Origin of the sequence: Conexibacter sp. SYSU D00693, assembly GCF_017084525.1 — a bacterium.
Classification (GTDB): Bacteria; Actinomycetota; Thermoleophilia; order Solirubrobacterales; family Solirubrobacteraceae; genus Baekduia.
This window is the reverse complement of sequence record NZ_CP070950.1, coordinates 727,531-750,970: the sequence shown is the minus strand read 5'-3', so window position 1 is coordinate 750,970 and position 23,440 is coordinate 727,531. Positions and strand designations below refer to the sequence as shown.

Here is a 23,440-nt window from a genome sequence, read left to right as displayed (position 1 = left end):
GAGCGCTCCTGCTCGTCACGCTCCAGGACCTCATCGACACGGTAGCGCTCGGCCTTGACGGCATCCGTCGCTCAAGTCCCGCTGACGGCGGCCGATCAAGGGGGTGCGGAGCCGCCAAGCCGACGACTGCGTCGGCACTTCGAGTGATCGCCAGGCATCACGACTCCTGGGACACCTTCCATGCAGCGCGGCTGACAGCACCGAACGAGCGGGCCTCCGGGCCCGCTCTTCGCGTTCCCGGGCCGGGACGTCCAGCTCCGGCCCCTCGCGCTCAAGCCCCCGGGCGGGACGCCGACTGCCCGGGTGCCCGATGCCCAAGCCCAAGAAGAAGGCCGCGCGTCCCACCGTCTCGGCGCTGCCCGTCCACCGCGGCCCCTTCGGCCGTCCCGAGGCCGAGCGCCTGCTGTGGCGCGCCGGCATGGGCCCGCGCCCCGGCGAGGCCGACGCGCTGGCCGCCCTGGGCCTCGAACGGGCGGTGCAGGCGCTCACGCGGCCGCCGGCCGAGAAGCTCACCGGCCCCGCGCCCACCGACGGCAAGGGCCAGCCGATCGCGCCCAACGACCTCTGGGGCCACGACCACCTCTGGTGGCTGGACCGCATGGTCCGCAGCAACCGCCCGCACGTCGAGCGCATGACCCTCGTCTGGCACGACTGGTTCGCGACGAGCCGCGACGCCACCTCGGCCAGGTGGATGCTGCACCAGAACCAGCTCCTGCGCCGACACGCGCTCGGCTCGTTCCGCGGCCTGCTGCACGGCATCACGAAGGACCCGGCCATGCTCCTGTGGCTCTCGGGCTCCCAGAACAACCGCTGGTCGCCCAACGAGAACTACGCGCGCGAGCTCATGGAGCTCTTCACGCTCGGGGCCGGCAAGGGCTACACCGAGCGCGACGTGCGCGAGATGGCCCGCGCGCTCACGGGCTTCCGCAACGACTGGGACGACGCGGTGGGCGCGGTGCGCTTCCGCTTCGACCCGACGTTCCACGACCGCGGCGTCAAGCGCATCTTCGCCAAGCGCGGGCGCTTCGGCTGGCGCGACGCCTGCGACCTCTGCCTCAAGCACCCCCGCCACCCGGCGTTCTTCGTGCGCAAGCTCTGGGGCGCGTTCATCCCGACGGCGCCGTCGCGCGCCGACCAGCAGGCGCTGGAGCGCCTCTACCGGCGCGACCTGCAGATCCGCCCCGTCGTCGAGGCGATCCTCCGGCACCCCGCGCTCCACACGGGGCCGCGGATGGTCAAGCCGCCGGTCGTCCATGTGGCGGGGATGCTGCGCGCCCGCGGGCGCGGCGTCGACACCGAGGCGTGGTCGTGGCTGTGCGAGACGACCGGCCAGCGCCTGTTCCTGCCGCCCAACGTCGCGGGCTGGGACGAGTCGCGCTGGCTGGACACCGGCACGTTCCGCGGGCGCTGGATGGCCGCCGACCGCGCCATCGGCCCGGCCGTGATCAAGGACGGCGAGTACGCCCAGGAGGCGCCGGGCGAGGCGGTCGCCAAGGCCCTGGCCTTCTGGGGCGACCCGCAGACCTCGCCCGAGACGCGGGCGCGCCTCGAGGCCTTCGTCGCCCGCGCCAACGCCCGCATGGACGCGAAGTGGAAGCGCCAGCAGCACCCCCGGATGGTCCAGAACGCGCTGCGGGTGCTCGTCGTCACCTCCCCCGACTTCCTCACGAGCTAGCCCAGCCATGGCCTCCTCCCACCGCCACTGCCGGGACTTCACCCGCGCGACGCTCCTGCACGAAGCGGCCGCGCGCGCCGGCGCCGGCCTGCCCGCCGTCGAGGCCGGGATGCCGCTGCCCGCGGGCACCGGCCTCAGCCGCCGGCGGTTGCTGTCGCGCGCCGTCGGCGGGGCGCTCGCCGTCTACGGTGCGTCCAGGCTCTCCCCCGCCCTGCTCGACGACGGCATCGCCCACGCGGCGGCCGGCGCCGGCAGCGACAAGGTGCTCGTCTCGGTCTTCCTGCCGGGCGGCGCCGACGCGCTGTCGGTCCTCGCCCCGGTCGGCGACCCGCGCTACCGCCAGCTGCGCAAGACCCTCGCGCTGGAGGGCGACGCGGGCGAGCCCTTCGCCGAGGACCCGCGGCTGCGCTGGCACCCGTCGATGCTGCCCATCGCCCAGCTGCACCGCGAGGGCAAGGTCAGCGTCCTGCCCGCCGTCGGCTACGCGCACCCCGACCAGTCGCACTTCACCTCGCGCCACTTCTGGGAGGTCGGCGCGCTGGACGCCCGCCTGCGCACCGGCTGGCTCGGCCGCGTGCTGGACCTGACCGGCTCGCCCGACAACCCGCTGCAGGGCCTCGCGCTCGGCGCCCGCCTGGCACCGGCGCTGGCTGCCGCGCGCGTCCCGGTCGCCGCCATCGGCTCGCCGCGGGAGTTCGACTTCCACGCCGCCCACGTCTGGGGCGACGTGCGCGACGAGATGCTCGGCGCCATGGCCGAGCTCGGCGCCGCCCATGCCAGCTCACGCGACGGCGCCCTGCGCCAGGCGGGGATGAGCGCGGTGCAGGCCGGCACGCTGCGCGCACAGCTCGCGCCGTTCCGTCCCGCGGACGGCGACGACGACGCGCCGCAGATCGTCGCGCCGGTCCCCTACCCGACCTCCGAGGACGACGAGCTGCCCGAGCGCCTGGCCGCGCTCGCCGCGATGCTGGGCGCCGGGCTGCCGCTGCGCTGCGTCGCGGTCGAGGGCGCCGGCGACTACGACACCCACGACGACCAGGCCCAGTCGCTGGCCGAGAACCTCGCGCTCACCGCGCAGTCGCTCCTGGCCTTCCAGCGCGACCTCGAGGCCCGCGGCCTGGCCGATCGCGTCCTCATCCACGTGTGGTCGGAGTTCGGCCGGCGCGCCGAGGAGAACGGGTCGTCGGGCACTGACCACGGCGCCGCCGGCGTGGGCCTGGTCATCGGGACCCGCGCGGCCGGCAGGCTCGTCGGCGAGTTCCCGGGCCTGGCCAAGCTCGACGAGGACGGCAACGTCCGCGCCACCTCGGACTTCCGCGCCCTCTACGCGACGCTGGCCGAGGGCTGGCTGGGCGTGGACGCCGCCGCCGTCGTCCCCGGCGCCGCCAAGCTCCCGCGCTACGCGGTCCTGCGATGAGGCGCGCGCTCACCCTGGCCGCGATCCTCGCGACCGGTGCCACCGCGGCGACGCCCGCCACGGCCGCCGCCCCCACGCGCCTCGGCGTCGAGGCCGAGGAGTTCCGCTTCACGCTCTCGCGAGGCGTGGTGACGGCGGGCAGCGCCCTGGTGCAGCTGCGCGACGCCGGCGAGGACCCCCACGACCTCGTCGTGCGGCGTCTGGACCGGCGGGGCCGCCCGACGGGCAAGGTCGTCGGCTTCGGCGAGGTGGCACCCGGCGAGGTGCGCGACAAGCGGCTGACCCTCGAGGCAGGCCGGTACCAGCTCGTCTGCACCCTCGCCGGCCACGCCCAGGCCGGCATGCGGGCGACGCTCAAGGTCGTGGCGCGCCGGCGCTGATCATCGCTCCGCTGCGGGCTCGGCGCACCGGGGAGGGCCGGCCCGCGTCGCGCCTGTGATCCCGGTCACACCGGCGTCGCGAGCGCGGGCGTAGCTTGCCGCCCGCGATGCCGCCGGAGACCACGAGACGCCGGCGCAGCACGCTCGCGGCGAACCCGGTCCTCGTGGGCGCCGTCACGACCCTCGTCGTGGTCACCGCGGTGTTCCTCAGCTGGGGCGCCAACCAGGGGCTGCCGTTCGTCCCGAGCTACGAGTTCCGCGTCGTCGCGCCGACCGGCGCCCGGCTGGTGGTCGGCAACGACGTGCGCGAGGGCGGCGAGCGCATCGGGGTCGTGCGCGACGTCGAGGTCGTCCGCACGCCGCGCGGCTCGCGGGCCGAGGTGACCCTCGCCATCGACGCCGGCGCGGGCCCGCTGCCGGAGGACTCGACCGTGCTGGTGCGCCCGCGGTCGGCCCTCGGCCTGAAGCACGTCGACGTCGTGCGAGGCCGGGCCCGCGCGACGCTCCCCGCCGGTGCGACGATCCCCGTCGACGCCGGGGCGGTCCCGCCGGAGCTCGACGAGTTCTTCTCGATCTTCGACGAGCCCACGCGGGAGGACGTGCGCACGAACCTGACGACGGGTGGTCCGGGGTTCGCGGGTCGCGGAGTGGACCTCAACCGGACGCTGGCGGCGCTGCCGCAGCTGCTGGGCGACCTGGTGCCGGTCATGCGCACGCTCTCGGACCCGGAGACCGATCTGCGGGGCTTCGTGCGCGAGCTGGCTGATGCGGCGCGCGTGGTGCGTCCGGTGGCCGAGGACCTCGCGGGGGGCTTTCGGTCGGGCGCGCAGGTCTTCGAGGCGGTCTCGCGCGATCCGCAGGCGCTGCGCGAGACGATCGCCGAGTCGCCGGCGACGTTGCAGGCGGGCATCGACTCCTTCGGCGAGCAGCGGCCGTTGCTGCGTCAGCTGGCCTCGATCTCCGACGAGCTGCAGGGCACCGCGCGGGAGATCCGTGCCTCGGCGCCGACGCTGGGTCGTGCGCTGGGCGCCGGCACCGCGGTGCTGCCCGACACGCCGGCCTTCAACGAGCGCCTGGAGACGACGTTCAGCTCGCTGCGTGAGCTGGCGGGCGCGCCGACGACGAACCTGACGCTCGCGGGCCTGGGCTCGACGCTGGAGACGCTGAACCCGACGCTGCGCTGGGTCGGCCCGCACATCACGGTGTGCAACTCCTGGAACCTCTGGTGGACGTTCCTCTCGGACCACCTCAACGAGCAGGTGCCGACCGGGACGCTGCAGCGCATCCAGGTCAAGCTCGCCGACCCGGCGCAGCCGAACTCGCCGCAGCTCTTCGGTGCGACCCTGCCGGCCAACGGCGGTCCGCTGGCCTCGCCGCTGGGCGAGCTCACCGGCCAGCCCGCCTACTACCACGAGCAGCACTACGGCCGGGCGGTCGACGAGGAGGGCAACGCCGACTGCGAGTCGGGCCAGCGCGGCTACCCCAACCGGCTCACCAACGACGCGCTCGTGCCGTCGTCGTTCCAGATCGCCACCGCCTCGCGCACCCCCGGCGACCAGGGCCCCACCGCCACCGGCAAGCCGCGCGTGCCTGAGGCCCAGACCTTCGCGGCCGAGCCCGAGGGGCTGTCGCCTCCGGCCCTGCCCTAGGGCCTAGGCACCCTCGAGGACGTCGAGCGTCCACGGCCCGCGATCGCGCGCGGGCGCGACCAGCTCGGCCTCGATGCCGGCGGCCGCCGCGACCTGCGCGACGTGGCGCGGCGTGCGCACGGCGCGGCGGGTGCGCAGCAGCTCGCGCGCCACGTCGCCGCGCGAGGCCTTGGCCATGTGGGTGATGACCTGCCGCCGGCCGTCGGCGTGCACCCGGAAGGCCCGCACCTCGACGAGCGCCGCCGCCCGCGGGCGCCAGACCGCGGCGTACGAGCCCGAGCGGCAGTCGACCACGAGCTCGCCGTCGCGGTCCCGCGAGGCCAGCGCCTCGGCGACCGCCGGTCGCCACAGCGCGGCCAGCCCGGTGCGCAGGCGTGGCACCTGCTCGCCGATGGGCAGCTTGTAGTGCGGGATGCGGTCGTCGAGGCGCACGAGGCCCCACAGCCCGCTGGCGACGAGCAGCTGCTCCCGCGCACGGCGCCGCGCCGCCGCGGTGAGCGACCCCGCATCGAGCCGGTCGAACAGCACACCCGTGTAGACCTCGGCCGCCGGCGCGGCGGGCGCCTCGAGCAGGCCACCGCCGATCGCCCGCAGCACGGTGCGTCGCACGTCGCCCAGCTCCGCGGCGAACGCCAGCGCGTCGAGGTCCACCGGATCGCCGGCGGGCGGCCGGGCCTTGCCCTCGGAGGGCGGCAGCAGGAGCAGCACGGCCGGTCAGTCCTCGCCGGGGCGCCGGCGCACGAGGAAGCGGACGAGGTGCTCGAGCAGCAGCGTGCCACCCGGGTCGCGCAGCTCGCAGCGCAGCGCGATGACGCCGCGGCCGTCGTCGCGCAGCCGCTGCTCGGCGACGGTGGCGGTCCCGATCAGCGGGACGCCCGGGCGCACCGGTGCCCGCATCCGCAGCCCGTCCGCGCCGAGCCCGGCGATGACGGCCGTCCGCAGCACCACCGCGTCGGCGACCAGCCGCGTCACGACGGCGAGGCTGTGCAGCCCGCTGGCGACGAGCTCCCCGAAGGGCCCTTCGGCCGCCGCGCGGTCGTCGAGGTGGAAGGGCAGCGGGTCCCAGTCGCGGGCGAAGGCCTTGACCTCGTCGGCCGTGAGCGTCCGCTCCCCGAGGTCGAAGCGGCGCCCGACCTCCAGGTCCTCGGCGAACCAGCGCGCGCTCATGCGTCCACCCGGGCCGCCGCGTGCTCGGCCACGAGCGCGAGCTTCTCGGCCCGCGACAGCGCCTTGATCCGTGCCTCCTCGCGCAGGGCGGCGCGCATGTCCTGCACCGGCCACCACGCCGCGAGCTCGACCGGCAGCCGGGAGCGGGTGTAGCGGGCGCCCTTGCCCGCGGCGTGGGCGGCCACCCGGCGCTCGAGGTCGGTCGTCCAGCCGCAGTACAGCGAGTCGTCGGCGCGGCACCACAGGAGGTAGACGACGGGCGCTGGGGGCTCCGGCACCAGCCCGATCTTGGCGTGCGAGCCGGACGTCGGCGTTCGAAACCCGGACATGTGTCGGGTCTTGGACGCCCGTCCGGTCAAAGGCCGGGCCCGACCGCCCGACCACCTAGAGCACATGGAGGACCGTCCCACCCCGCCCCTGACCCCCGATGAGCTGCGGGCGGCCGACCTCCTGTTCGACCTGCTCACCACGGAGCGCGACGGCCCCGAGGGCGGCCCTGACGCCGACGTGGTGCCGTTCGCGCCCCGCCCCGACGGCGCACCGAAGCGCGCCGACAAGCCGCGCCTGCGTGGCCCGCGCTTCCTGCGGATGCGCCCGCTGGGCGCCTAGAGGTCGACGACGCGCAGGCCGGGCAGCCGGCGCGCGAGCGCGTCGGCGAGCACCCGGCGGTGGCAGCACGCCGGGTCCTCCTCGAGGCACATGAGCGCCGTGCGCGGCCCGTCGCCGGCCAGCTCCTGCGCCAGCGCGTCGAGCTCGTCGTCGGCCGTCGCCTCGACGTGGCGCTCGAACGCGGCGGCGCCCTCCGCGACCTTGCCGGTCTTGTAGAGGTGGCGCAGGTCGGGCGGCGTGCCGAGCGCGCGGCGGTGCTCGTAGGCGATGCCGTGCTCGCCCAGGAGCTGGCCGAGTCGCGTCTTGGACATGCCCGGCCGGCGCGACTGCGGCCGGAAGCGCACGTCGATGAGCCGCTGCACGCCCGCGGCCTCGAGCTCGGCCACCAGGGCGCCGGGCAGCAGCCGTTCGTAGCCGATGGTCCACACGGTCGCCACGCACGCGACCGTAGCGCGCGTCCCGCCGGCGGCTTACGCTGCGCCGCGTGTGGGCTCGCCTCGTCCGTCTCGCCGCGCCGCTGGCGCTCGTCTGCGCGCTCGCGGGCTGCGGGGACGGCAGCAGCGAGGTCGACGAGGAGCCGCTCGTCGTCGCGACCAACGACCGGCCGTCGCCCGGCTCGGGCCAGGGCGGCCTGCCGCAGGGCACCGTGCGCATCGCGGTCGTCACCCACGGGCAGGCGTCGAGCCCGTTCTGGGCGATCGTGCGCAACGGCGTCGAGTCGGCGGCCCGCCAGATGGACGTCCAGGTCGACTACCGCGCGCCCGACACGTACTCGCTGCCGCGGATGGTCGCGCTCGTCGACCAGGCGGTCCGCAGCCGGCCCGACGCGCTGGTGGTCTCGCTGCCCGAGACCGGCGTCGGCCCGGCCATCCGCCGCGCCGTGCGCGAGGGCATCCCGACGGTCACCATCAACTCCGGCAGCGACGACGCGCGCAAGCTCGGCGTCCTGGTCCACGTGGGCCAGCCCGAGGACCGTGCCGGCCTCCTGGCCGGTCGCCGCCTCGCGAGGTCCGGGGTGCGCCGCGCGCTGTGCGTCAACCAGCAGGTCGGCAACCTCGGGCTCGACGCCCGCTGTCGCGGCCTGGCGCAGGCGATGCGCGAGGCCGGCGGGCGGTCGTTCGTCGTGCCGGTCGACGACCAGGCGCCCACGGCCGACGACGACATCCGCACGGCGATCCGCACCCGCCGGGCCGACGGCGTCCTGGCGATGAACGCGACCTCCGGCATCGCCGCCGCCGAGGCGGTCAAGGCGTCGGGAAGCGACGTGGAGGTCGGGACGTTCGACCTCGGGCCCGACGTCCTGGGCCTCGTCCAGCGTGGTCAGATGGCCTTCGCCGTCGACCAGCAGGCCTACCTCCAGGGCTACCTGCCGATCGTCCTGCTCGCCCAGCGCGCGCGCTACGGCCTGTTCCCGGCGCAGGAGGGCGTCCTGCCGACGGGGCCGCGGTTCGTCACCCGCGAGGACGCCGGTCAGGCGCTCGAGCTCAGCCGGCGCTCCATCCGCTGAGCGCTGTCCTGATCATTTCGGACTCAGGCGCACCGGGATCCGGGCCGATCACCAGGAGGTGAGCTCCCACCTCCCCACCCCGGATCGCACCGCGGAGCGCGCGCTGGACGCCGCTCGCCCGCTCCTGCTCGACAGCGGCAACCCCGCGTTCGTCGCGGTCGCCGTCCCCCACGAGGGACGTCCGGTGCTGGCGCCGATGGTCGTCGCCAACGCGCCGGCCGCCACGCGCGGGGCGACCGTCCTGGGCGACCAGGTCCCCGGCAGCACCGTGGTGGTGGTCGGCTGTGCCCGCCAGGGCTCGCACCTGCGCTTCACCGTCCGCGACACCCGCGGCGACGCGTTGCGCCTCGACCGCCTCGAGGAGCGCGAGCGGCCGATCGGCGAGATGCCGCTGGTCTAGTCGGTCCACGGCGCGACCCCGCCCACCAGGGCGCTGAGCTGCGCGCCGTGCACGAGGGCGGCCGGCGAGGGGTCGGCGGCCGCGGCGGCCCGCAGGCGCTCGAGCGCCAGCGACGGCGGGCCCCCCACCACGACGACGTTGCCGCCGCGCCGGGCGCGGACCGTCGGCCCGGCGCCGAGCGCGGCCACCGTCGCGAAGTGCTCGGCCAGCGCCGCCGCCACCGCGCGGACGTCGTGCAGCGGCGGGACGTCGACGACGTTCACCGCGACGACGCCGTCCGGGCGCAGCACGCGGCGGACGTCGGCCACGGCCTCGCGGGTCACGAGATGGCGTGGGACGCGGGCGCCGACGAAGGCGTCGACCAGCACGGCGTCCAGCGTGCCCTCCGCGCGCCGCGCCACCGCGGCCCGACCGTCGCCCACCCGGACGCGGAGCCCCGCTGTCCGGCGCAGGCCGAGGTGACGGCGGGCGACCTCGAGGACGGCGGGGTCGGCCTCGACGACCTCCTGGCGCATGGCGCGCCCACCCGCTCCCGCCGCGAGGGCGCGGGCGAGGGCGCAGGCCGCTCCACCGACGTGCAGGACGTCGCGCGCGCCGGCCACCTCGACGAGGTCGCGCAGCCGCCGCAGGTAGTCGAACTCGACGTGGCGCTCGTCGGCGAGGTCGACGTACGAGGCCTCCATGTCGTCCTGGAGCAGCAGCCGCCCGCCCGGCCGCCGCGGGTCGGAGAGGACGACGAGGCCGCCCTCGCGGGCGAGCTCCTCGGGCTGGGCGCGCCGGCGGGCCATCGAGCGGTCGCGGAGGCTAGCCTCGCGCCCGTGGAGGACGACCAGCTCGCCGTGGCCCTGGCCGACGCGGCCGACGCCGTCACCGTCGCGCACTTCGCCCACGCCGCGCCGGCGGCCGGGGTCGTCCACAAGGCCGACCGCTCGCCGGTCACCGCCGCCGACCACGAGGCCGAGGCGGCGCTGCGCGGGCTGCTGGCCCGCCACCGGCCGGACGACGCGGTCCTCGGCGAGGAGCAGGGCGGCGCCGACGACCGGCCGGCCCGGCTGTGGCTGCTGGACCCGGTCGACGGGACGCTCTCCTTCGCCCGCGGCATCCCGGTGTGGGGCACGCTCGTGGCCCTCGAGCGCGACGGCGTGCCGGTGCTCGGCATGGTGTCGGCGCCCGTGCTCGGGCGCCGCTGGCGCACCACCCGCGACGGGGTCGTGACGCGGCTGCCCGACGGGACGGAGCGGCCGGCGCGGGTCTCGGCCGCCACGACGCTGGACGGCGCGCTCGCGGGCTGCTCGAACCCCGGCGGCCTGGGCGACCCCGAGCGCCGCGCGGCGGTCGTGGCCCTCGGCGACCGCGCGCAGTGGGTGGCGGGGTTCGAGTCCTTCTGGGGGCCGGTGCTCGTGGCCGAGGGCGCGCTCGACGTCGCGGTGCTGCCGGAGGGCGAGCGCTGGGACGTGGCGCCGCTGCGGGCACTGGTCGAGGCCGCGGGCGGGCGCTGCACCGCGCTGGACTTCGGCGCCCGGACGGGACGCACGGGCGCGGTCTTCTCCGCGCCCGGCGTCCACGACGAGCTGCTCGCCGCGCTGGGCGCCGCGGGCTAGCCCATGGCCTCGCCGAGCCCCGAGCGTGACGGCGGGCCGTCGTGGTCGGGGTCGACGATCATGGTGTGCACGCCGCCGTTGAGGCCGTGCACGCGGATGATCGGCTCAGGGAACTCCCGCGCGTGGTTGCGCGCGTCGGCGATCGCGTCGTCCTGCGTGTCGTGCTCGGAGATCGACGCGGGGTCGCCCTCGTAGCGGACGAGCCAGCGGCCGGACTGCGGCACGACCTCGAGGTGGGCCATGGCTAGCGGCCCCCGCCCAGGACCTCGGAGCGGCGGGTGGCGTCGGCCTCCTCGTGGGCGCGCGCGAAGCGCTCCTCGTCGGGGGCGGTGCGCGGCTCGTCTGGCGGGCTGTCGCGATGCGCGTCGTCGTGGCGCGAGGTGTTGAGCTCCTTCGACGCCCACCCCAGCGAGGCGAGCTCGTGCGCCACGGCCTGCGACAGGAAGCTCTCGCCGCCGGTCTGCGCGAGCTCGAGCGGGTCCTCGCCGCGCTCGGCCCGCAGGGCGTTGACCACCTCCTCGGCGCGCTTCCAGCTCAGGGCGACGTGCGTGCCGTCGGCGTGCGCCGACCGGTGCCAGGTGCGGCCGGCGAGGCCTCGGTACAGCTGGCCCGCGAAGTCGGCGTCGACGAGGCGGTCGCCCAGACGGCGCAGGTCGGCCTGGAGGGTGCGCTCGAGCTCCTCGGGGGTGACGGTCGGCTCGGTCATGTGCCAGCGGTACCCGAGCCTGCGCGCGCCACCACCCCCGGCGGTCCGCGCGAGCTACAACGGGAGGCATGGAGGACGACGTCCGGGCCCTGCTGACCGAGACGAGGACGTGGGCCGTGGTGGGCCTGTCGCCCGACCCGTGGCGCGACTCGCACCGCATCGGCAAGCTGCTGCAGGACCGCGGCTTCCGGGTCATCCCGGTCACCCCGAAGGCCGACGAGGTCCTGGGCGAGCGCGCCTACCCCACGCTCGCCGACGTGCCGGAGCCGATCGACGTCGTCGACGTCTTCCGCCGCTCCGACCAGGCCGGCGCGCACGTCGACGAGGCGATCGCCGTGGGTGCGAAGGGCGTCTGGCTGCAGCTCGGGGTCATCGATCACGACGCCGCGCAGCGGGCGCGGACCGCCGGGCTGCGGGTCGTCATGGACCGCTGCCCGGCGATCGAGCTCCCTCGCCTCTAGGGGGTGGAAGGTGCCAGGCACCTTCCACCCCCTCCCACCTCGGCGCTAGCGCTTGCGGCGCTCCTTCACGCCGGCCGCGGCCTGCTGGAGGCGGGCGGCCTCGTCCTCGGTGCGCAGCGCGTCCTCGCGCTCGCGCAGGGCCTTGTCGCGGTCCTCGAGCTCACTGAGGCGCGCCTCGCGGTCGCGGGCCTTCGCGGCCTCCTTGGCGCGCTGCTCGGCCTCGCGGGCGGCGTCCTTGCGCTGGGCCTCGGCGCGGCGGGCGCGCTGGGTCTTCTCCTCGCGCTCGGCCTGGGCCTCCTCGCGGACCTCCTCGGCGGTCGAGCGCAGCCGCAGCGCGCGCTCGCGCTCGTCGGCGGCCTCGCGACGGCGGGCGGCGTCCTCGCGGATCGCCCCGTCGCCCATCAGCCGTCCGGCGACGTCGCGGACCGTGGCGTCGAGGCGGTCGACCGCGAGGTCGGCCGCGCCCGGGTCCTCACCGCGGCGCACGACGCGTGCGGCGGTGCTCCAGGGGATGCGCGCGACGCGCAGCGAGGCGTCGACGGCGACGCGCGGCAGCAGGCGGACGAGGCTCATCGCTCGCCCTCCAGCGCCGCGGCGCGCTCCTCGGCCAGCCGGGCCTCGCGTTCGATGCGGGCCGCGTCGGCCTCCTCGGTCGCCGCGTCGCGGCGCGCCTCGGCCTCGGCCTTGCGCCGGTCCTCCTCGGCGGCCTGCTCGCGCTCGGCGGCGCGGGTCTCGGCCTCGAGGCGCTCACGCTCGGCCTGCGCCTCGGCCTGACGGGCCTCGACGTCGGCCTGCTGCTCCTTGCGGGTGGCCTCGGCGTCGCGCTCGAGCGCTTCGCGCTCGGCGTCGGACGCCGCCTCCTGGAGGCGGCCCTCACGCTGGAGGTCCTGGTCGCCCGCCAGCGAGCCGGCGACGGCCTTCACCTTGCCTGCAACCTTGCCGGCGAGCCCGCCGGCGGTGCGCTCTTGGTCGGTCATCGGGTTCGACGTACCCGCTCGTCAAGGCCCTCGCACGCCCCCGGACATGCATCACACAAGCCGGGCGCGGGGCGCTACCGTGGAGGGCCTCGACCGACCGCCCACGTGGTCAGGGACGCCGCTTCGTCGGCCCCCAACCCGGGTGACGCACCGGCCTCGTGCCGGTGGCCCGCCCCGGGGACCTCGAGTGTCACGCCGCCCAGGCAGACACACGCAAGTCCTGGGACGTAGGAAGTCAGTGGTGGTCGCTGAGCGAGACGTCCCCGGGCGGGCCTGCGTGGCCCGCCCGGCCAGGCGTCCTCACCGCCGCGGTCGCGACCGCGCCGCGCCCGCGTAGGCGCCGCCGCGGACCTCGTTGACGAAGCCGACCGGCTCGATCCCGCCGCCCGTCGCCTCGTTCGTGAAGGCCAGCGGCTCGTCGCGGTGCAGCTCCTCGCCCACGTCGAGCCGGCCGATCGGCTGCCACGGCCCCCGGGGCGTGGCGACCCGCAGCTCGAGCGCCAGCGCTCCGCGCGCCGCCGTCGCGCGCAGCTCGTCGAGGTCGCCGGCGGCGTCCTCGTCGGGCGCGGCGAGCGGCCGGGCGCCGAAGACGACGGTCCGCCCCACCACCCGGAACGGCGTGACCGTCGAGTACGTCTTGGCCAGGTGCGAGCGGCCCCAGAAGAAGACGTGGCGCAGCACCGGGGCCTCCCCGGTCGCCGTCAGCAGCAGGTCCTGGTGCTCGCCGGGCCCGTACGCGTCCGGGACCTTGATCGCCAGCGAGAGGATCTCCGGCAGCGGCTCGGGCAGCCCGAAGCCCCGCGAGAAGCGCACGACGGCGTCGTGCTCGGCCGGGTCGCCGAACAGCGTCGTGCCCGGCAGCGGCCGTCCCTCGACGACCAGCCGGGCGCGGAACGCCACGCCGGCCGGGTGCAGCGGCCGCGTGCCGAAGGTCCGGGCCAGCGCGCCGAAGAGCGCGCTCGCGCCGGCACGGGCGACGGGCGTCAGGACGGGAGGCTCCACGTCGTCCTGGCTACCCGGCCAGCCGGGCGCCTACGATGGGCCGATGGGGCGCGTGGAGTCGGTCAACGTCGGGCGGGCGGCACAGATCGGCGTGCGCCGCGGGCGTCCGGTGATGAGCGGCATCGGCAAGGCGCCGGTGACCGGGCGCGTCGCCGTCGGCCCCGAGGGCCTGGAGGGCGACCAGCAGGCCGACCGCCGCGTCCACGGCGGTCCCGACAAGGCGGTGTACGCGTACGCCGCCGAGGACCTGGCGGCGTGGGCACACGGCCTCGACCGGCCCCTCGCGCCGGGCGCCTTCTTCGGCGAGAACCTCACGACGTCCGGCCTCGACCTCGCGCAGGCGCGCATCGGCGACCGCTGGGCGGTGGGCTCGACGCTCCTCGAGGTCTGCCAGCCGCGCATCCCCTGCTTCAAGCTCGGCCTGCGCTTCGAGGACCCGAAGATGCTCAAGCGCTTCGCGCAGGTCCGCCTCCCGGGGGCCTACCTGCGGGTGCTCGAGACGGGTGACGTCGGGGCGGGCGACGCCGTGCAGGTCGTCGAGCGCCCCGACCACGAGGTGACGATCGCGCTGCTGTTCGAGGGGATGCTCCACGACCACGCGCTGCTGCAGCAGGCCGTCGCGGCGCCCGCGCTGCCCGAGCCGCTGCGCGCCTGGATCCTCAGCGAGGCCGCGTGACCCGCGTCCCCGGCGACCGCGCCGGCACCGACGAGCTCCTGCGGGCGCTGCACCGCCGGCTGCTCAGCCACGTCCTGCACGCCGACGAGGGCGACCTCGACGACCCGTGGGAGGACCCGACCGAGCGCGGCGGCCTCGTCCTGCTGTGCGACGGCGACCCCACGTGCGGGACGCTGCTCCAGCTCGAGGCGCCCGACCCCGACGACCACCGCGTGGCCCACCTCGCCCGCTGCGCGACCACCGAGGTCATCGCCCAGTCGCCGGTGGCCGTCGCGGTCGCCGTGACGCTCAAGGCGATGCCCGATCCGCACGAGACCGTCGTCGTCGTCGCGGCGCACCGCGACGGCCCGGTCCTGGCCAGCGCGATGCAGGCCGTGCCGACCTCCGACGGCGTCCTCGCGCCGGGGCCGGTCGTCGAGCTCGACGAGGTGGCGCGCGAGCTGCCCGCGACGCTCCTGCGGGCGCTCCAGGCCGCCTAGCTGGCCTGGTAGAGCAGGAAGCCGGCGACCGCCGCCACGGCGCACACGCCGGCCACGACGCCGAGCACGACCTTCTCGCGCGTGCCCATCCCGCCGGCCTTCTCCTGCGCGGCGGCGGCCTTGTCGAGGATCTCGTCCAGCGCCCGCGCCGCCCACGCGAACTCGAGCGACAGGATCGCCAGCCCGATCGGGATGACGAGCAGCGCCGGCCCCGGGAGCACGAGCATCGCCAGGCCGCCCAGCAGGACGGTGAAGCCCGCGACGAGGAACGCGCCGCGGTAGATGATCCCGTGGTCGCGGTGGCTCTCGCGGCGGTCCTGCAGCCGGCGGACGATCGCCGGCGGCTCGCGCTTGTCCGACTCGCGCTCGTCGCCGGCCGGGACCTCGGTGCTCATGGGCCCATCATGCCCGGGCCGCCGAGCGGGCGCCAGGTCTGGCGCCCGCTCGTGGCCAGGGCCTTGACTAGCCCTTGACGTCGGTCACGGCGCGGGCGGCGTTCACGATGCCGTCGCCGTAGAACCCGTTGCGCGTCGGCAGCCCCTCGCACGTCGCGGTGTACGGCTCGTCGAGGTCGGGGTAGTCGAGCGTGCGCGGCGTCGGGCACGGGGTGTCGACCGCCGTGCGCAGCAGCCGCTGCTCGACCCGATCCGGGTCGGCCGTCACGCCGCCGTGCCGGCGGTCGCGCCGGCCCTCCTGCGCGATGATCAGCGCCGCGACGCCGACCGCGTGGGGCGCGGCCATCGAGGTGCCCTGCAGGTACTGGTAGTAGCTGCACGGGCCGCCGGTGCAGTCACGCACGACGAACGGCGTGTTCGGCGTGCCGTCGTCGTCGATCTCGCCGTTGGCCCGCGCCAGCGCCTCGGGGTACGGGGCGAGGATCGTGTTCGTCGGCGACAGGTAGCGGTCGGTGCCCGGGAAGTCCCGGCGGTCGCCGCCCGGCGCCGACACGTCGGCCTGCTCCACGCCGTAGTCGGAGTAGTAGGCCTTGCGCCCGCTCGGGCCGACCGAGGTGACGCCGATCACGCCGTCGGCCTCGGTGGGCATCGACTTGCAGCGGTTGTCGATCGTCCGGTCGTACGCGGCGTCCGGCGGGTAGTCCGGCGAGCTGTCGTCGAACGTCGGCCGGCCGAGGTCGGTGTTGCCGTTGCCCTCGGCGGCGATGAGCGTCACGCCGTGTCGCCGCGCGTAGTCCAGCGCGCGCTGCGTCGCGGTGAGGATCGTCCGCTGCTGGGCCTGCGCCTCGGGCGAGTCCGCCGGGTTGTTGCGGCAGTTGTAGAGCCAGGGGTCGATGTAGAACGACATGTTCACGACGTCGATCCCGTTGTCACCGGCGTAGGTGAGCGCGTTGACCACCGGCTGCAGGAAGAAGTAGCCGGAGTCCTGGCCGGCGCGCAGGTTGACCAGCGACACCTTCGGCGCGACGCCGCCGATGCCCACGCCGTTGAGCGGCGAGCCGATCGTGCCGGCGACGTGCGTGCCGTGGCCGTCCTCGTCGACGTCGGCCGGGTCGGTGCAGGACCCGTCGGGGTCCGAGGCGCACGAGCCGTCGATCACGGGGTCGTCCACGGTGAAGTTCCGCGACAGCTGCGCGTCGAAGTTCGGCGCGATGTCCGGGTGCGAGCCGTCGATGCCGGTGTCGATCACGCCGACCCGGACGTCGTGGCTGCCCTGCTGCGTGGCGTAGGAGCCCGACGCGTCGGCGTCGATCATGTCCATGTCCCACTGCAGCGGCGTCAGCGGATCGGCGAGCGGGCCGGCCGGCGCGAGGCTCGGCGCGGCGACGCCCGGCGCCTGCCGGGCGAGGCGGGCGGCCTCCATGCGCTCGACCTCGCGGCGCTGGGCCAGCTGGGCCTGGTCGGCCGGGGCCTTGCCCACGGCACGGTCCGTCGCGGCGCCGGCGACGGCCTTGGACTTGACGGCCTCGTCCGCGAACGACGCGTTCGTGGACGTCACCGTCGCGACGCCGACGGCGTCGTTGAGCTGGACGACGCGGCCGCCGGCGCGCTCGATGGCGGCGCGGCCGGCGCTGGCGCTGGCGTCCTGCTGGAGCACCACGACGTACGTGCGCTCCTGGCGCTCGGCGGCGGGTGCGGCGGTGGCCGCGGCGCCGAGGACGCAGGTGGCCGTCGCCAGGCAGGCGACGGCGCGGGTGAGACTGGGCAACTGCTCTCCTCCGAAGGGGTGGTCAGGAAGACTGACCACCCATGCCCAGAGCTCGCCCCCACTGAAACACGGAGCCTCGGGGGTCGGACGCCCCGCGTGACGCCTCTTGCATGCATGTCATGCACGAGGCGTCACGCACGCGCCCCCGGACCGCCCGCGGAGACCACGAACGCGCCGCGCCCCCTCCCGGCCCCTACCCCGCCACGAACGCCCGCGGCATCGCCAGCAGCTCGTAGGTGCAGGTGCCCGACGCGATCGCCGGGTCGGCGTCGGCGATCGCGCGCGCCGCGTCCTCCTGGTCGGCGAGGACCAGCGCGACGCCCCACGGGCCCTTCGGGTCCATGACGAGGCCGAACGCGTGGACCTCGCCGGCGGCGAGGCGCTCGTCGAAGTACGCGGCGTGACGGCCCATGGCCCCCGCCTCCTCCTCGGTCATGGTCATCGCGAAGTCCGGCCGCGGGGGCAGCAGGCGGTACAGGTAGGCGTGGCGCTCCATGGAGCGTAAGTGTACACTGACCGTAAGTGATGGCGAACGGAGCGGAGATGATGACCGCGCTCGGGGACCCGACGCGGCAGGCGATCCTCGACCGCCTCGTCGACGGGCCGCGGCCCGTCGGCGAGCTGGCGGCCGAGCTGCCGGTCAGCCGCCCCGCGGTCTCCCAGCACCTCAAGGTCCTCAAGGAGGTCGGCCTCGTCGTCGACCGCCAGGAGGGCACGCGCCGGCTCTACCAGGGCGACCCCGCCGGCCTGGCGACCCTGCGCGCGTACCTCGACGGGTTCTGGGGCCGCTCGCTGGCCGCGTTCAAGGACGTCGCCGAGGAGGAGCAGGACTGATGCAGCAGGCCGTGGACGCGGTGCGCCGGGAGGTCGTCGTCGACGTCTCCCAGGAACGCGCCTTCGAGGTCTTCACCGGGCGGATGACGACGTGGTGGCCCGCCCACCACCACATCGGCCAGGCGCCGATCGAGGACGTCCTCGTCGAGCCGCGCGAGGGCGGGCGCTGGTACACCCGCCACACCGACGGCAGCGAGACCTCGACGGGCTACGTCGACGTCTGGGAGCCCCACGACCGCGTCGTCCTCACCTGGCAGATCACCGCCGACTGGCGCTACGACCCCGGCCTGCGCACGCTGGTCGAGGTGCGCTTCGTCGCCGAGGCGCCCGGCCGCACGCGCGTCGTCCTCGAGCACCGCGGTCTGGAGGCCTACGGCGCCCAGGCCGAGCACATGCGCCAGACCTTCGACGCGCCCGACGCCTGGGAGGGCACGCTGGCCGCCTTCGCCGGCGCCGTCGCCGCCTAGGGCGCGAGGCGCTCGACGGTCCAGCCCTCGCCGGTCAGGCGGAAGCGCAGCCGGTCGTGCATCCGGTCGGGACGGCCCTGCCAGACCTCGACCGCGTCGGGCACGAGGCGCAGCCCACCCCAGTGCGCGGGCCGCTGCACCGGCGTCCCCTCGGGGAAGCGCGCCGCCGCCGCGGCCAGGAGCTCGTCGAGCTGCGCGCGCGACGCGACGACCTCGGACTGCGGCGAGGCCACCGCCCCGAGCTGGGACCCACGCGGGCGCGACGCGAAGTACGCATCGGAGTCCTCGTCGCTCACCGGCTCGACGATCCCCGTCGCCAGGACCTGGCGGGCCAGCGGCACCCACGCGATGGTGATCGCCGCCCGCGGGTTCTCCGCGGCCTCGCGGCCCTTGCGCGAGCGGAGGTTCGTGAACCACACCAGGCCGCGCGCGTCCAGGCCCTTGAGGAGGACCGTCCGCGCGCTCGGCACCCCGTCCGCGCTCGCCGTCGCCAGCGTCATCGCGTTGGGCTCGCCGATGCCGCCCTCCACCGCGTCGGCGATCCAGCGCTCGGCCTGCTCGTGCCACGTCGGCGCGAGGTCGGCGACGTCCAGGCCCGCGGTCTCGTAGGCGCGGCGCATGTCCGCCAGTCGTCGAACCGCGCCCTCGTCCCTCAAGGAGGTCATGGATGCGTCGACCACCTGGGAGCCATGTTCGACGAAGTCTCCCCCACCTGGTCGCACCGGCGTGCCGACGACCTGGTGCGCTGGACCGACGAGCACCTGGCCTCGCTGGCCGCCCTCCAGCTGCGGGACCTCGACGACCCCGCCGTCATCCGCACCATCGCCACGCGCGCCCGCGACCTCGCCGAGTGCGCCGAGCGCCTGGAGGCCCTGCGCGGCCATGACGCCGAGGTCGAGCGCGCGGTGGCGCTCCTGCGCGCGCAGCTGCGCCATCTGTGACCGACCGCACGGAGGACGGGAACATCCGTTCGTACCGTGACGTCCGAACCGTGCACGACGACGCCCTCCCCACCTGGACGCAGCGCCGCGAGCAGGACCTGAGCCTCTGGGTCGACGAGCACCTCGCCGCCCTCGGCCAGCTCCAGCTCCAGGACCTCGACGACCCCGCCGTCCTGCGCGCGGTCGCCACCCGGGCCCACGCCCTCGCGGCCTGCGCCGAGCGCCTGCACGCGCTGCGCGGCGGGCAGGCCGAGGTCGGCGGGCTCGTCGCCGCGTTCCGCGAGCAGCTCGCGGACGTCTAGGCCGCCTCGCGCAGGGCCTCGAGCTCGCGGACCGTCGCGAGCCGCTCCAGCGCCCTGCGCTCCAGCGCGCGGACCTCGGGCTGGCGGATGCCCAGCCGCTTGGCCGTCTCCTGCACGCCGACCGGCTGGCCGCCGGCGTCGCCGTCGACGCCGTAGCGCAGGGCCAGCACCTCGCGCTCGCGCTCGGGCAGCGCCTCGAGCGCGCGCTTGACCGCGTCCTCGCGCAGCGAGACGTGGACCTCCTCGTCGGGCTGCGGGCCCTCGCCGGCCAGCAGGTCGCCGAACGAGGCGCCGCCGTCGTCCTCGCCCACCGGGCGGTCCAGCGACGTCACGGTGCGCGCCATGTCGCGCAGCGCCTGGACGTCGTCGAGCTTGAGCTCCGCGCGATCGGCGACCTCCTCGTCGCTCGGGGCGCGGCCGAGCTCGACCGCGAGCTCCTTCTCGGCGCGCTGGAGGCGGCGCTCGCGCTGCAGGACGTTCGTCGGGATCCGGATCGTGCGCTCCTTGTTCTCCATGCCGCGCTGGATCGCCTGGCGGATCCAGTACGTCGCGTAGGTGGAGAACTTGAAGCCGCGGCGCCAGTCGAACTTCTCGGCGGCGCGGATCAGGCCGAAGATGCCCTCCTGGATGAGGTCGAGCAGCGTCATCCCGTCGGTCGGGTAGCGCTTGGCGATCGACACGACCAACGCGAGGTTGGACGTGATCATCCGCTGCTTGGCCTCCTCGTCGCCGTTCTCGATGCGCTTGGCCAGCTCGACCTCCTCGGCGGCGTTGAGCAGCGGGTGCTTGCGGACCTCGCGCAGGAAGAGCGAGAGCGCGTCGGTCGTCGCGCTGGCCATGTCGCCGTTGAGGAACGTGACCGCGGACTTGGTCTTGCCGCAGTCGTCGGCGACCGACAGGCCGCGCTCCACCGCCATGCTCTCGATCTCCCCCTGGGCCTCCTCGTCGAGGTCCAGCCGGGTGATCAGGTCGCTCAGCTCCGAGAGGTTGACGCAGCCGCAGTCCTCGGCGTCGTCCAGCAGGCTGGTGATGGCGGCCTGCGCGCGGTCGTCCGTCAGATCCATCGTCCTGTCCAGCTACCCGCCGCTGGTCCGGGGTCAACCCGTGCGGGCGCGCCCGGCGCGCCGCATCGCGCCCGGCCTGCCCACGTCAGGCCCCGGACTAGGATGGCTCGCGTGGGTCAGGGTCAGCAGGCGATCGAGGTCGTCGGCCTCGAGCGAGCGTTCAAGGGCGGGCTGCAGGCGGTGGCGGGCATCGACCTCGCCGTCGCGCCCGGCGAGGTGTACGGCTTCCTCGGGCCCAACGGCGCGGGCAAGACGACCACGGTGCGGATGCTCGTCACGCTGCTGCGCCCGACGGGCGGCCACGCGCGTGTCGCGGGCTTCGACGTCGTCGACCAGCCCGGCGAGGTGCGCCGGCGCATCGGCGTGGCGCTGCAGGAGGCGGCGCTCGACGGCCTCATGACCGGTCGCGAGCTGCTCGAGCTCCAGGCCACGCTGCACGGCGTCCCGCGCGCCGAGGTGCGCGAGCGCGGCGCCGACCTCATCCGTCGTGTGGGCCTCGAGCAGGCCCAGGACCGCCGGGTCGGGACGTACTCGGGCGGCATGCGCCGGCGCCTGGACCTCGCCATGGCGCTCATCCACCGCCCGCAGGTCCTCTTCCTCGACGAGCCGACCACGGGCCTGGACCCGGTCTCGCGCCTGACGCTGTGGGACGAGGTGCGCCGACTGCGCGACGAGGGCACGACCGTCTTCCTCACCACGCAGTACCTCGAGGAGGCCGACCAGCTCGCCGACCGCGTCGGGATCATCTCCTCGGGACGGATCGTCGCCGAGGGCACGCCCGAGGCGCTCAAGGACGAGGTCGGCTGCGACCACGTCGACGTGACGCTCGTCGACCCGGCCGACCTCGACCGCGCGCGCGACGTGCTGGCGAGCATCGGTGCCCATCGCCCGCCGGGCGAGGGCGCGCACGTGTCGGTCGAGGCGCGCGACGGCGCTGCCGCGGTCGCGCCGATCGTCCGGCTGCTCGACGAGGCGGGGATCGCCGTCGCCGGCCTCGACGTCGTGGAGCCGACGCTGGACGACGTCTTCGTGCAGAAGACCGGCCGCCACCTCGAGGGCGCCGCCGAGCAGCCGCAGGACGCCGCGGCCGTGGCGCCGGCGTGACCCGCGCCACCGTCGCGCTGTGCCTGCGGGCGCTGCGCATGACGATGCGCCGGCCGCAGTTCGTGGCGCCCCTGGTGATCTTCCCGACGCTGCTGCTGGCGGTGAACACGGGCGGCCTGCACCGCACGACCGACCTCCCCGGCTTCCCGCAGGTCGACGGCTTCCTGGACTTCCAGCTCGCGGCCGCGATGACGCAGTCGCTGCTGCTGGGCGGCGTGTCCGCGGGCATCGCCACGGCGCTGGACATCGAGGGCGGGTTCTTCGACCGGCTCGTCGCCTCCCCGGTCCCGCGCGCGGCCATCGTCCTGGGGCGCGTCCTGGCCTCGGGCATCCTCGCCCTCGGCCAGGTCACCTGGTTCCTCGTGATCGGGCTCGTCTTCGGCGCGAGCGTCCAGGGCGGCGTGCCGGGCGTGCTCGTCCTCCTGGCGATCGGCGGGCTCGCCGGGCTGGGCTTCGGGGCGATCGGCGTGCTCATCGCGCTGCGGGCCCGCAACGCCTCGACGGTGCAGGGGATCTTCCCGCTGGTGATGGTCGTCCTCTTCGTCTCCTCGGCGTTCTTCCCCCAGGACCTCCTCGAGGCGCCGGCCGACTGGGTCGCGGCCTACAACCCGCTGAGCTACGTCGCCGACGGCCTGCGCGAGCCGGTGATCGCCGGCGTGACCGCCGGGCCGGTGCTCGAGGGCGTGGCGGCGTCGGGCGGGCTGGCGGTCACCTTCATCGCGCTGGCCGCGCTGGCGCTGCACGGGAGGCTGCGGACCACGTGAACGCCCAGGCGGTCGTGGTCGGCGCGCTCGCCCGGCGGGCGCTCAACGAGGTCCTGCGCGTCCCCGGCGCGGCGATCCCCGGCGTGCTCGCGCCGACGATCTTCCTCATCGGGCTCTCGGCGGTCTTCGGGGAGGCCGCGCAGCAGGCCGCCTACGGCGGCGTGGACTTCACGGACTACATCGTCCCGGTGAGCCTCCTGCAGGGCGCCGCGTTCACCGGCGCGGCCACGGGCGTCAACCTCGCCCGCGACGTCGAGCAGGGCTGGTTCGACCGCCTGCTGGTCTGCCCCGCTCCGCGCGTCACGCTGCTCGTCGGGATCGTCGCGTCGGCGGCGGTGCGGGCGCTGCTGCCGATGACGTTCCTCATCGTCGTGGCGCTGGCGCTCGGCGTCGGCTTCCCGGGCGTGCCCGCGCTCCTGCTCACCGTCGTCCTCGTCATGGGGCTGGCCAGCGCGATCGCCTGCTACGCGATCACCCTGGCGCTGCGCTTCAAGACGCAGGCGGCGGCGCCGCTCATGCAGGTCGTGGGCTTCGCGGGGGTGCTGTTCACGACGGCCTACGCGCCCAAGGAGCTGCTGGCCGGCTGGCTGGAGGTCGTCGCCACGGTCAACCCGGTCACCCTGGTGCTCGAGGGCGTGCGCCAGGGCTTCGTCGGCGACGTCACCTGGCACGACACGTGGCCGGCGCTCCTGGCCGTGCTCGGCCTGTGCGTCGCGCTCGGGGCGCTGGCGCTGCGCGGGATGCGACGCGTCGGCGTCTAGGCCGCGTCGCGCGTCTGCTGGGCGACCCACCCGAGGTAGGCGGCCGAGCCGCCCGTCACCGGGACCTGCAGGACCTCGGGGACGTCGTAGCTGTGGCGCTCGACGACGAGGGCCTCGAGGGCTTCGTACAGGTCGGCGCGCGTCTTGAGGAGGACGAGGTGCTCGGGCTCGCGCTCGAGCGCTCCCTGCCAGACGTACGTGCTCTCGATGGCCAGGACCTGCCCGCAGGCGGCCAGCCGGGCCTCGACCGCGGCCTGCGCCACGCTCAGCGCCTCCTCGCGGCTGGCGGTCGTCGTCATCACGATGCAGGGGTCGCCCATCGCGGCGACCCTAC

34 protein-coding genes are annotated in these 23,440 nt (G+C 75.7%); 18 read left to right on the top strand and 16 right to left on the bottom strand.

The features are described 5' to 3' along the window. The first annotated feature begins 310 nt into the window (after positions 1 to 310). The 4 genes from JUB12_RS03850 to JUB12_RS03835 all read left to right on the top strand — a co-directional run bounded on the left by JUB12_RS03850 (position 311) and on the right by JUB12_RS03835 (position 5,121). Positions 311 to 1,675 (top strand): DUF1800 family protein, encoded by a 1,365-nt coding sequence (locus JUB12_RS03850; RefSeq protein ID WP_205698292.1) that lies wholly within the window; start codon positions 311 to 313, stop codon positions 1,673 to 1,675. Positions 1,676 to 1,682: 7 nt separating this feature from the next. Next, positions 1,683 to 3,092, top strand: coding sequence for a DUF1501 domain-containing protein (locus tag JUB12_RS03845; protein WP_205698291.1), 1,410 nt, complete (start codon positions 1,683 to 1,685; stop codon positions 3,090 to 3,092). Continuing rightward, positions 3,089 to 3,472, top strand: coding sequence for a sulfocyanin-like copper-binding protein (locus JUB12_RS03840; protein WP_205698290.1), 384 nt, complete (start codon positions 3,089 to 3,091; stop codon positions 3,470 to 3,472). The genes JUB12_RS03845 and JUB12_RS03840 overlap by 4 nt, the downstream gene beginning before the upstream one ends. A gap of 107 nt (positions 3,473 to 3,579) precedes the next feature. Beyond that, positions 3,580 to 5,121, top strand: a complete 1,542-nt coding sequence (locus tag JUB12_RS03835; protein ID WP_205698289.1) for an MlaD family protein — start codon at positions 3,580 to 3,582, stop codon at positions 5,119 to 5,121. Between the two features lie 3 nt (positions 5,122 to 5,124). Here JUB12_RS03835 and yaaA read toward each other — a convergent pair whose 3' ends face one another. Genes yaaA through JUB12_RS03820 form a run of 3 tightly spaced genes read right to left on the bottom strand, consistent with a single transcriptional unit; the run spans position 5,125 to position 6,566 of the window. Then, positions 5,125 to 5,829 (bottom strand): peroxide stress protein YaaA, encoded by a 705-nt coding sequence (gene yaaA / locus JUB12_RS03830; RefSeq protein WP_205698288.1) that lies wholly within the window; start codon positions 5,827 to 5,829, stop codon positions 5,125 to 5,127. A 6-nt stretch (positions 5,830 to 5,835) separates the two neighbouring features. Next, complete coding sequence (locus JUB12_RS03825) at positions 5,836 to 6,288, bottom strand: MaoC/PaaZ C-terminal domain-containing protein (protein WP_205698287.1); 453 nt, start codon at positions 6,286 to 6,288, stop codon at positions 5,836 to 5,838. Beyond that, complete coding sequence (locus JUB12_RS03820; protein ID WP_205698286.1) at positions 6,285 to 6,566, bottom strand: GIY-YIG nuclease family protein; 282 nt, start codon at positions 6,564 to 6,566, stop codon at positions 6,285 to 6,287. Before JUB12_RS03820 ends, JUB12_RS03825 begins: the two co-directional genes overlap by 4 nt. A 115-nt stretch (positions 6,567 to 6,681) precedes the next feature. On the opposite strand from JUB12_RS03820, the gene JUB12_RS03815 reads away from it, so the two are divergent. Next, positions 6,682 to 6,897 (top strand): hypothetical protein, encoded by a 216-nt coding sequence (locus JUB12_RS03815; protein WP_205698285.1) that lies wholly within the window; start codon positions 6,682 to 6,684, stop codon positions 6,895 to 6,897. Here the strand turns inward: JUB12_RS03815 and JUB12_RS03810 are convergent. After that, positions 6,894 to 7,334, bottom strand: a complete 441-nt coding sequence (locus JUB12_RS03810) for a DUF488 family protein (protein ID WP_205698284.1) — start codon at positions 7,332 to 7,334, stop codon at positions 6,894 to 6,896. The genes JUB12_RS03815 and JUB12_RS03810 overlap by 4 nt on opposite strands. A gap of 47 nt (positions 7,335 to 7,381) precedes the next feature. Between JUB12_RS03810 and JUB12_RS03805 the strand changes: the two genes are divergently transcribed. Together JUB12_RS03805 and JUB12_RS03800 are read left to right on the top strand one after the other, a co-directional pair. After that, positions 7,382 to 8,404, top strand: coding sequence for a substrate-binding domain-containing protein (locus tag JUB12_RS03805; protein WP_205698283.1), 1,023 nt, complete (start codon positions 7,382 to 7,384; stop codon positions 8,402 to 8,404). 58 nt (positions 8,405 to 8,462) lie between these two features. Then, the gene (locus JUB12_RS03800; RefSeq protein ID WP_205698282.1) at positions 8,463 to 8,804 is read left to right on the top strand and encodes a hypothetical protein; all 342 of its coding nucleotides are present in this window, start codon (positions 8,463 to 8,465) and stop codon (positions 8,802 to 8,804) included. Here JUB12_RS03800 and JUB12_RS03795 read toward each other — a convergent pair. Continuing rightward, entirely contained in the window at positions 8,801 to 9,592 is a 792-nt protein-coding gene (locus tag JUB12_RS03795) for a spermidine synthase (protein ID WP_205698281.1), read from the bottom strand. The two genes, JUB12_RS03800 and JUB12_RS03795, sit on opposite strands and share 4 nt — an antisense overlap. 30 nt (positions 9,593 to 9,622) lie before the next feature. On the opposite strand from JUB12_RS03795, the gene JUB12_RS03790 reads away from it, so the two are divergent. Beyond that, on the top strand, positions 9,623 to 10,405 hold the full coding sequence (locus JUB12_RS03790; RefSeq protein WP_205698280.1) for an inositol monophosphatase family protein: 783 nt from the start codon (positions 9,623 to 9,625) through the stop codon (positions 10,403 to 10,405). Here JUB12_RS03790 and JUB12_RS03785 read toward each other — a convergent pair. Then, on the bottom strand, positions 10,402 to 10,647 hold the full coding sequence (locus JUB12_RS03785) for a DUF2188 domain-containing protein (RefSeq protein WP_205698279.1): 246 nt from the start codon (positions 10,645 to 10,647) through the stop codon (positions 10,402 to 10,404). The genes JUB12_RS03790 and JUB12_RS03785 overlap by 4 nt on opposite strands. A gap of 2 nt (positions 10,648 to 10,649) precedes the next feature. After that, positions 10,650 to 11,111: a hypothetical protein gene (locus JUB12_RS03780; RefSeq protein WP_205698278.1), complete on the bottom strand. Its 462-nt coding sequence runs from the start codon at positions 11,109 to 11,111 to the stop codon at positions 10,650 to 10,652. Between the two features lie 68 nt (positions 11,112 to 11,179). Between JUB12_RS03780 and JUB12_RS03775 the strand changes: the two genes are divergently transcribed. Then, positions 11,180 to 11,572: a CoA-binding protein gene (locus JUB12_RS03775; RefSeq protein ID WP_205698277.1), complete on the top strand. Its 393-nt coding sequence runs from the start codon at positions 11,180 to 11,182 to the stop codon at positions 11,570 to 11,572. A 45-nt stretch (positions 11,573 to 11,617) separates the two neighbouring features. Here JUB12_RS03775 and JUB12_RS03770 read toward each other — a convergent pair whose 3' ends face one another. The 3 genes from JUB12_RS03770 to JUB12_RS03760 all read right to left on the bottom strand — a co-directional run bounded on the left by JUB12_RS03770 (position 11,618) and on the right by JUB12_RS03760 (position 13,551). Next, positions 11,618 to 12,145 (bottom strand): hypothetical protein, encoded by a 528-nt coding sequence (locus JUB12_RS03770; protein ID WP_205698276.1) that lies wholly within the window; start codon positions 12,143 to 12,145, stop codon positions 11,618 to 11,620. After that, a complete protein-coding gene (locus JUB12_RS03765) occupies positions 12,142 to 12,549 on the bottom strand; it encodes a hypothetical protein (protein WP_205698275.1) in 408 nt (135 codons plus the stop codon). The genes JUB12_RS03770 and JUB12_RS03765 overlap by 4 nt, the downstream gene beginning before the upstream one ends. A gap of 300 nt (positions 12,550 to 12,849) precedes the next feature. After that, the gene (locus tag JUB12_RS03760; RefSeq protein WP_205698274.1) at positions 12,850 to 13,551 is read right to left on the bottom strand and encodes a hypothetical protein; all 702 of its coding nucleotides are present in this window, start codon (positions 13,549 to 13,551) and stop codon (positions 12,850 to 12,852) included. Between the two features lie 43 nt (positions 13,552 to 13,594). Here JUB12_RS03760 and JUB12_RS03755 point away from each other — a divergent pair, with 43 nt between their 5' ends. Together JUB12_RS03755 and JUB12_RS03750 are read left to right on the top strand one after the other, a co-directional pair. Beyond that, a complete protein-coding gene (locus JUB12_RS03755; RefSeq protein ID WP_205698273.1) occupies positions 13,595 to 14,227 on the top strand; it encodes an MOSC domain-containing protein in 633 nt (210 codons plus the stop codon). Continuing rightward, complete coding sequence (locus JUB12_RS03750) at positions 14,224 to 14,706, top strand: hypothetical protein (RefSeq protein ID WP_205698272.1); 483 nt, start codon at positions 14,224 to 14,226, stop codon at positions 14,704 to 14,706. The genes JUB12_RS03755 and JUB12_RS03750 overlap by 4 nt, the downstream gene beginning before the upstream one ends. On the opposite strand, the gene JUB12_RS03745 is transcribed toward JUB12_RS03750, so the two are convergent. From JUB12_RS03745 to JUB12_RS03735, 3 genes are all read right to left on the bottom strand, one after another. Then, complete coding sequence (locus tag JUB12_RS03745; RefSeq protein WP_205698271.1) at positions 14,703 to 15,101, bottom strand: PGPGW domain-containing protein; 399 nt, start codon at positions 15,099 to 15,101, stop codon at positions 14,703 to 14,705. The two genes, JUB12_RS03750 and JUB12_RS03745, sit on opposite strands and share 4 nt — an antisense overlap. A gap of 67 nt (positions 15,102 to 15,168) precedes the next feature. Next, positions 15,169 to 16,869 carry a S8 family serine peptidase gene (locus JUB12_RS03740; protein WP_205698270.1) on the bottom strand — a complete coding sequence of 567 codons (1,701 nt, stop codon included), beginning with the start codon at positions 16,867 to 16,869 and terminating at the stop codon, positions 15,169 to 15,171. A gap of 193 nt (positions 16,870 to 17,062) precedes the next feature. Further along, complete coding sequence (locus JUB12_RS03735) at positions 17,063 to 17,365, bottom strand: YciI family protein (RefSeq protein WP_205698269.1); 303 nt, start codon at positions 17,363 to 17,365, stop codon at positions 17,063 to 17,065. Between the two features lie 29 nt (positions 17,366 to 17,394). Between JUB12_RS03735 and JUB12_RS03730 the strand changes: the two genes are divergently transcribed. Both JUB12_RS03730 and JUB12_RS03725 read left to right on the top strand, forming a co-directional pair. Continuing rightward, positions 17,395 to 17,703, top strand: a complete 309-nt coding sequence (locus tag JUB12_RS03730; RefSeq protein WP_205698268.1) for a helix-turn-helix transcriptional regulator — start codon at positions 17,395 to 17,397, stop codon at positions 17,701 to 17,703. Next, positions 17,703 to 18,170 (top strand): SRPBCC family protein, encoded by a 468-nt coding sequence (locus JUB12_RS03725; protein WP_205698267.1) that lies wholly within the window; start codon positions 17,703 to 17,705, stop codon positions 18,168 to 18,170. The genes JUB12_RS03730 and JUB12_RS03725 overlap by 1 nt, the downstream gene beginning before the upstream one ends. Here the strand turns inward: JUB12_RS03725 and pdxH are convergent. Beyond that, positions 18,167 to 18,790 carry a pyridoxamine 5'-phosphate oxidase gene (pdxH, locus tag JUB12_RS03720; RefSeq protein WP_205698266.1) on the bottom strand — a complete coding sequence of 208 codons (624 nt, stop codon included), beginning with the start codon at positions 18,788 to 18,790 and terminating at the stop codon, positions 18,167 to 18,169. The genes JUB12_RS03725 and pdxH overlap by 4 nt on opposite strands. Before the next feature lie 69 nt (positions 18,791 to 18,859). Between pdxH and JUB12_RS03715 the strand changes: the two genes are divergently transcribed. Both JUB12_RS03715 and JUB12_RS03710 read left to right on the top strand, forming a co-directional pair. After that, on the top strand, positions 18,860 to 19,111 hold the full coding sequence (locus JUB12_RS03715; protein ID WP_205698265.1) for a hypothetical protein: 252 nt from the start codon (positions 18,860 to 18,862) through the stop codon (positions 19,109 to 19,111). 50 nt (positions 19,112 to 19,161) lie between these two features. Next, positions 19,162 to 19,413 (top strand): hypothetical protein, encoded by a 252-nt coding sequence (locus tag JUB12_RS03710; RefSeq protein ID WP_205698264.1) that lies wholly within the window; start codon positions 19,162 to 19,164, stop codon positions 19,411 to 19,413. Here the strand turns inward: JUB12_RS03710 and JUB12_RS03705 are convergent. Then, positions 19,410 to 20,477 (bottom strand): sigma-70 family RNA polymerase sigma factor, encoded by a 1,068-nt coding sequence (locus JUB12_RS03705; protein ID WP_241004409.1) that lies wholly within the window; start codon positions 20,475 to 20,477, stop codon positions 19,410 to 19,412. The genes JUB12_RS03710 and JUB12_RS03705 overlap by 4 nt on opposite strands. A 111-nt stretch (positions 20,478 to 20,588) precedes the next feature. Between JUB12_RS03705 and JUB12_RS03700 the strand changes: the two genes are divergently transcribed. Genes JUB12_RS03700 through JUB12_RS03690 form a run of 3 tightly spaced genes read left to right on the top strand, consistent with a single transcriptional unit; the run spans position 20,589 to position 23,106 of the window. Further along, positions 20,589 to 21,581, top strand: a complete 993-nt coding sequence (locus JUB12_RS03700; protein WP_241004408.1) for an ATP-binding cassette domain-containing protein — start codon at positions 20,589 to 20,591, stop codon at positions 21,579 to 21,581. Next, positions 21,578 to 22,345, top strand: a complete 768-nt coding sequence (locus JUB12_RS03695; RefSeq protein WP_205698262.1) for an ABC transporter permease — start codon at positions 21,578 to 21,580, stop codon at positions 22,343 to 22,345. Before JUB12_RS03700 ends, JUB12_RS03695 begins: the two co-directional genes overlap by 4 nt. Next, entirely contained in the window at positions 22,342 to 23,106 is a 765-nt protein-coding gene (locus JUB12_RS03690; protein ID WP_205698261.1) for an ABC transporter permease, read from the top strand. The genes JUB12_RS03695 and JUB12_RS03690 overlap by 4 nt, the downstream gene beginning before the upstream one ends. Here JUB12_RS03690 and cutA read toward each other — a convergent pair. Next, a complete protein-coding gene (cutA, locus tag JUB12_RS03685) occupies positions 23,103 to 23,426 on the bottom strand; it encodes a divalent-cation tolerance protein CutA (protein ID WP_205698260.1) in 324 nt (107 codons plus the stop codon). The two genes, JUB12_RS03690 and cutA, sit on opposite strands and share 4 nt — an antisense overlap. Positions 23,427 to 23,440: the final 14 nt, after the last annotated feature.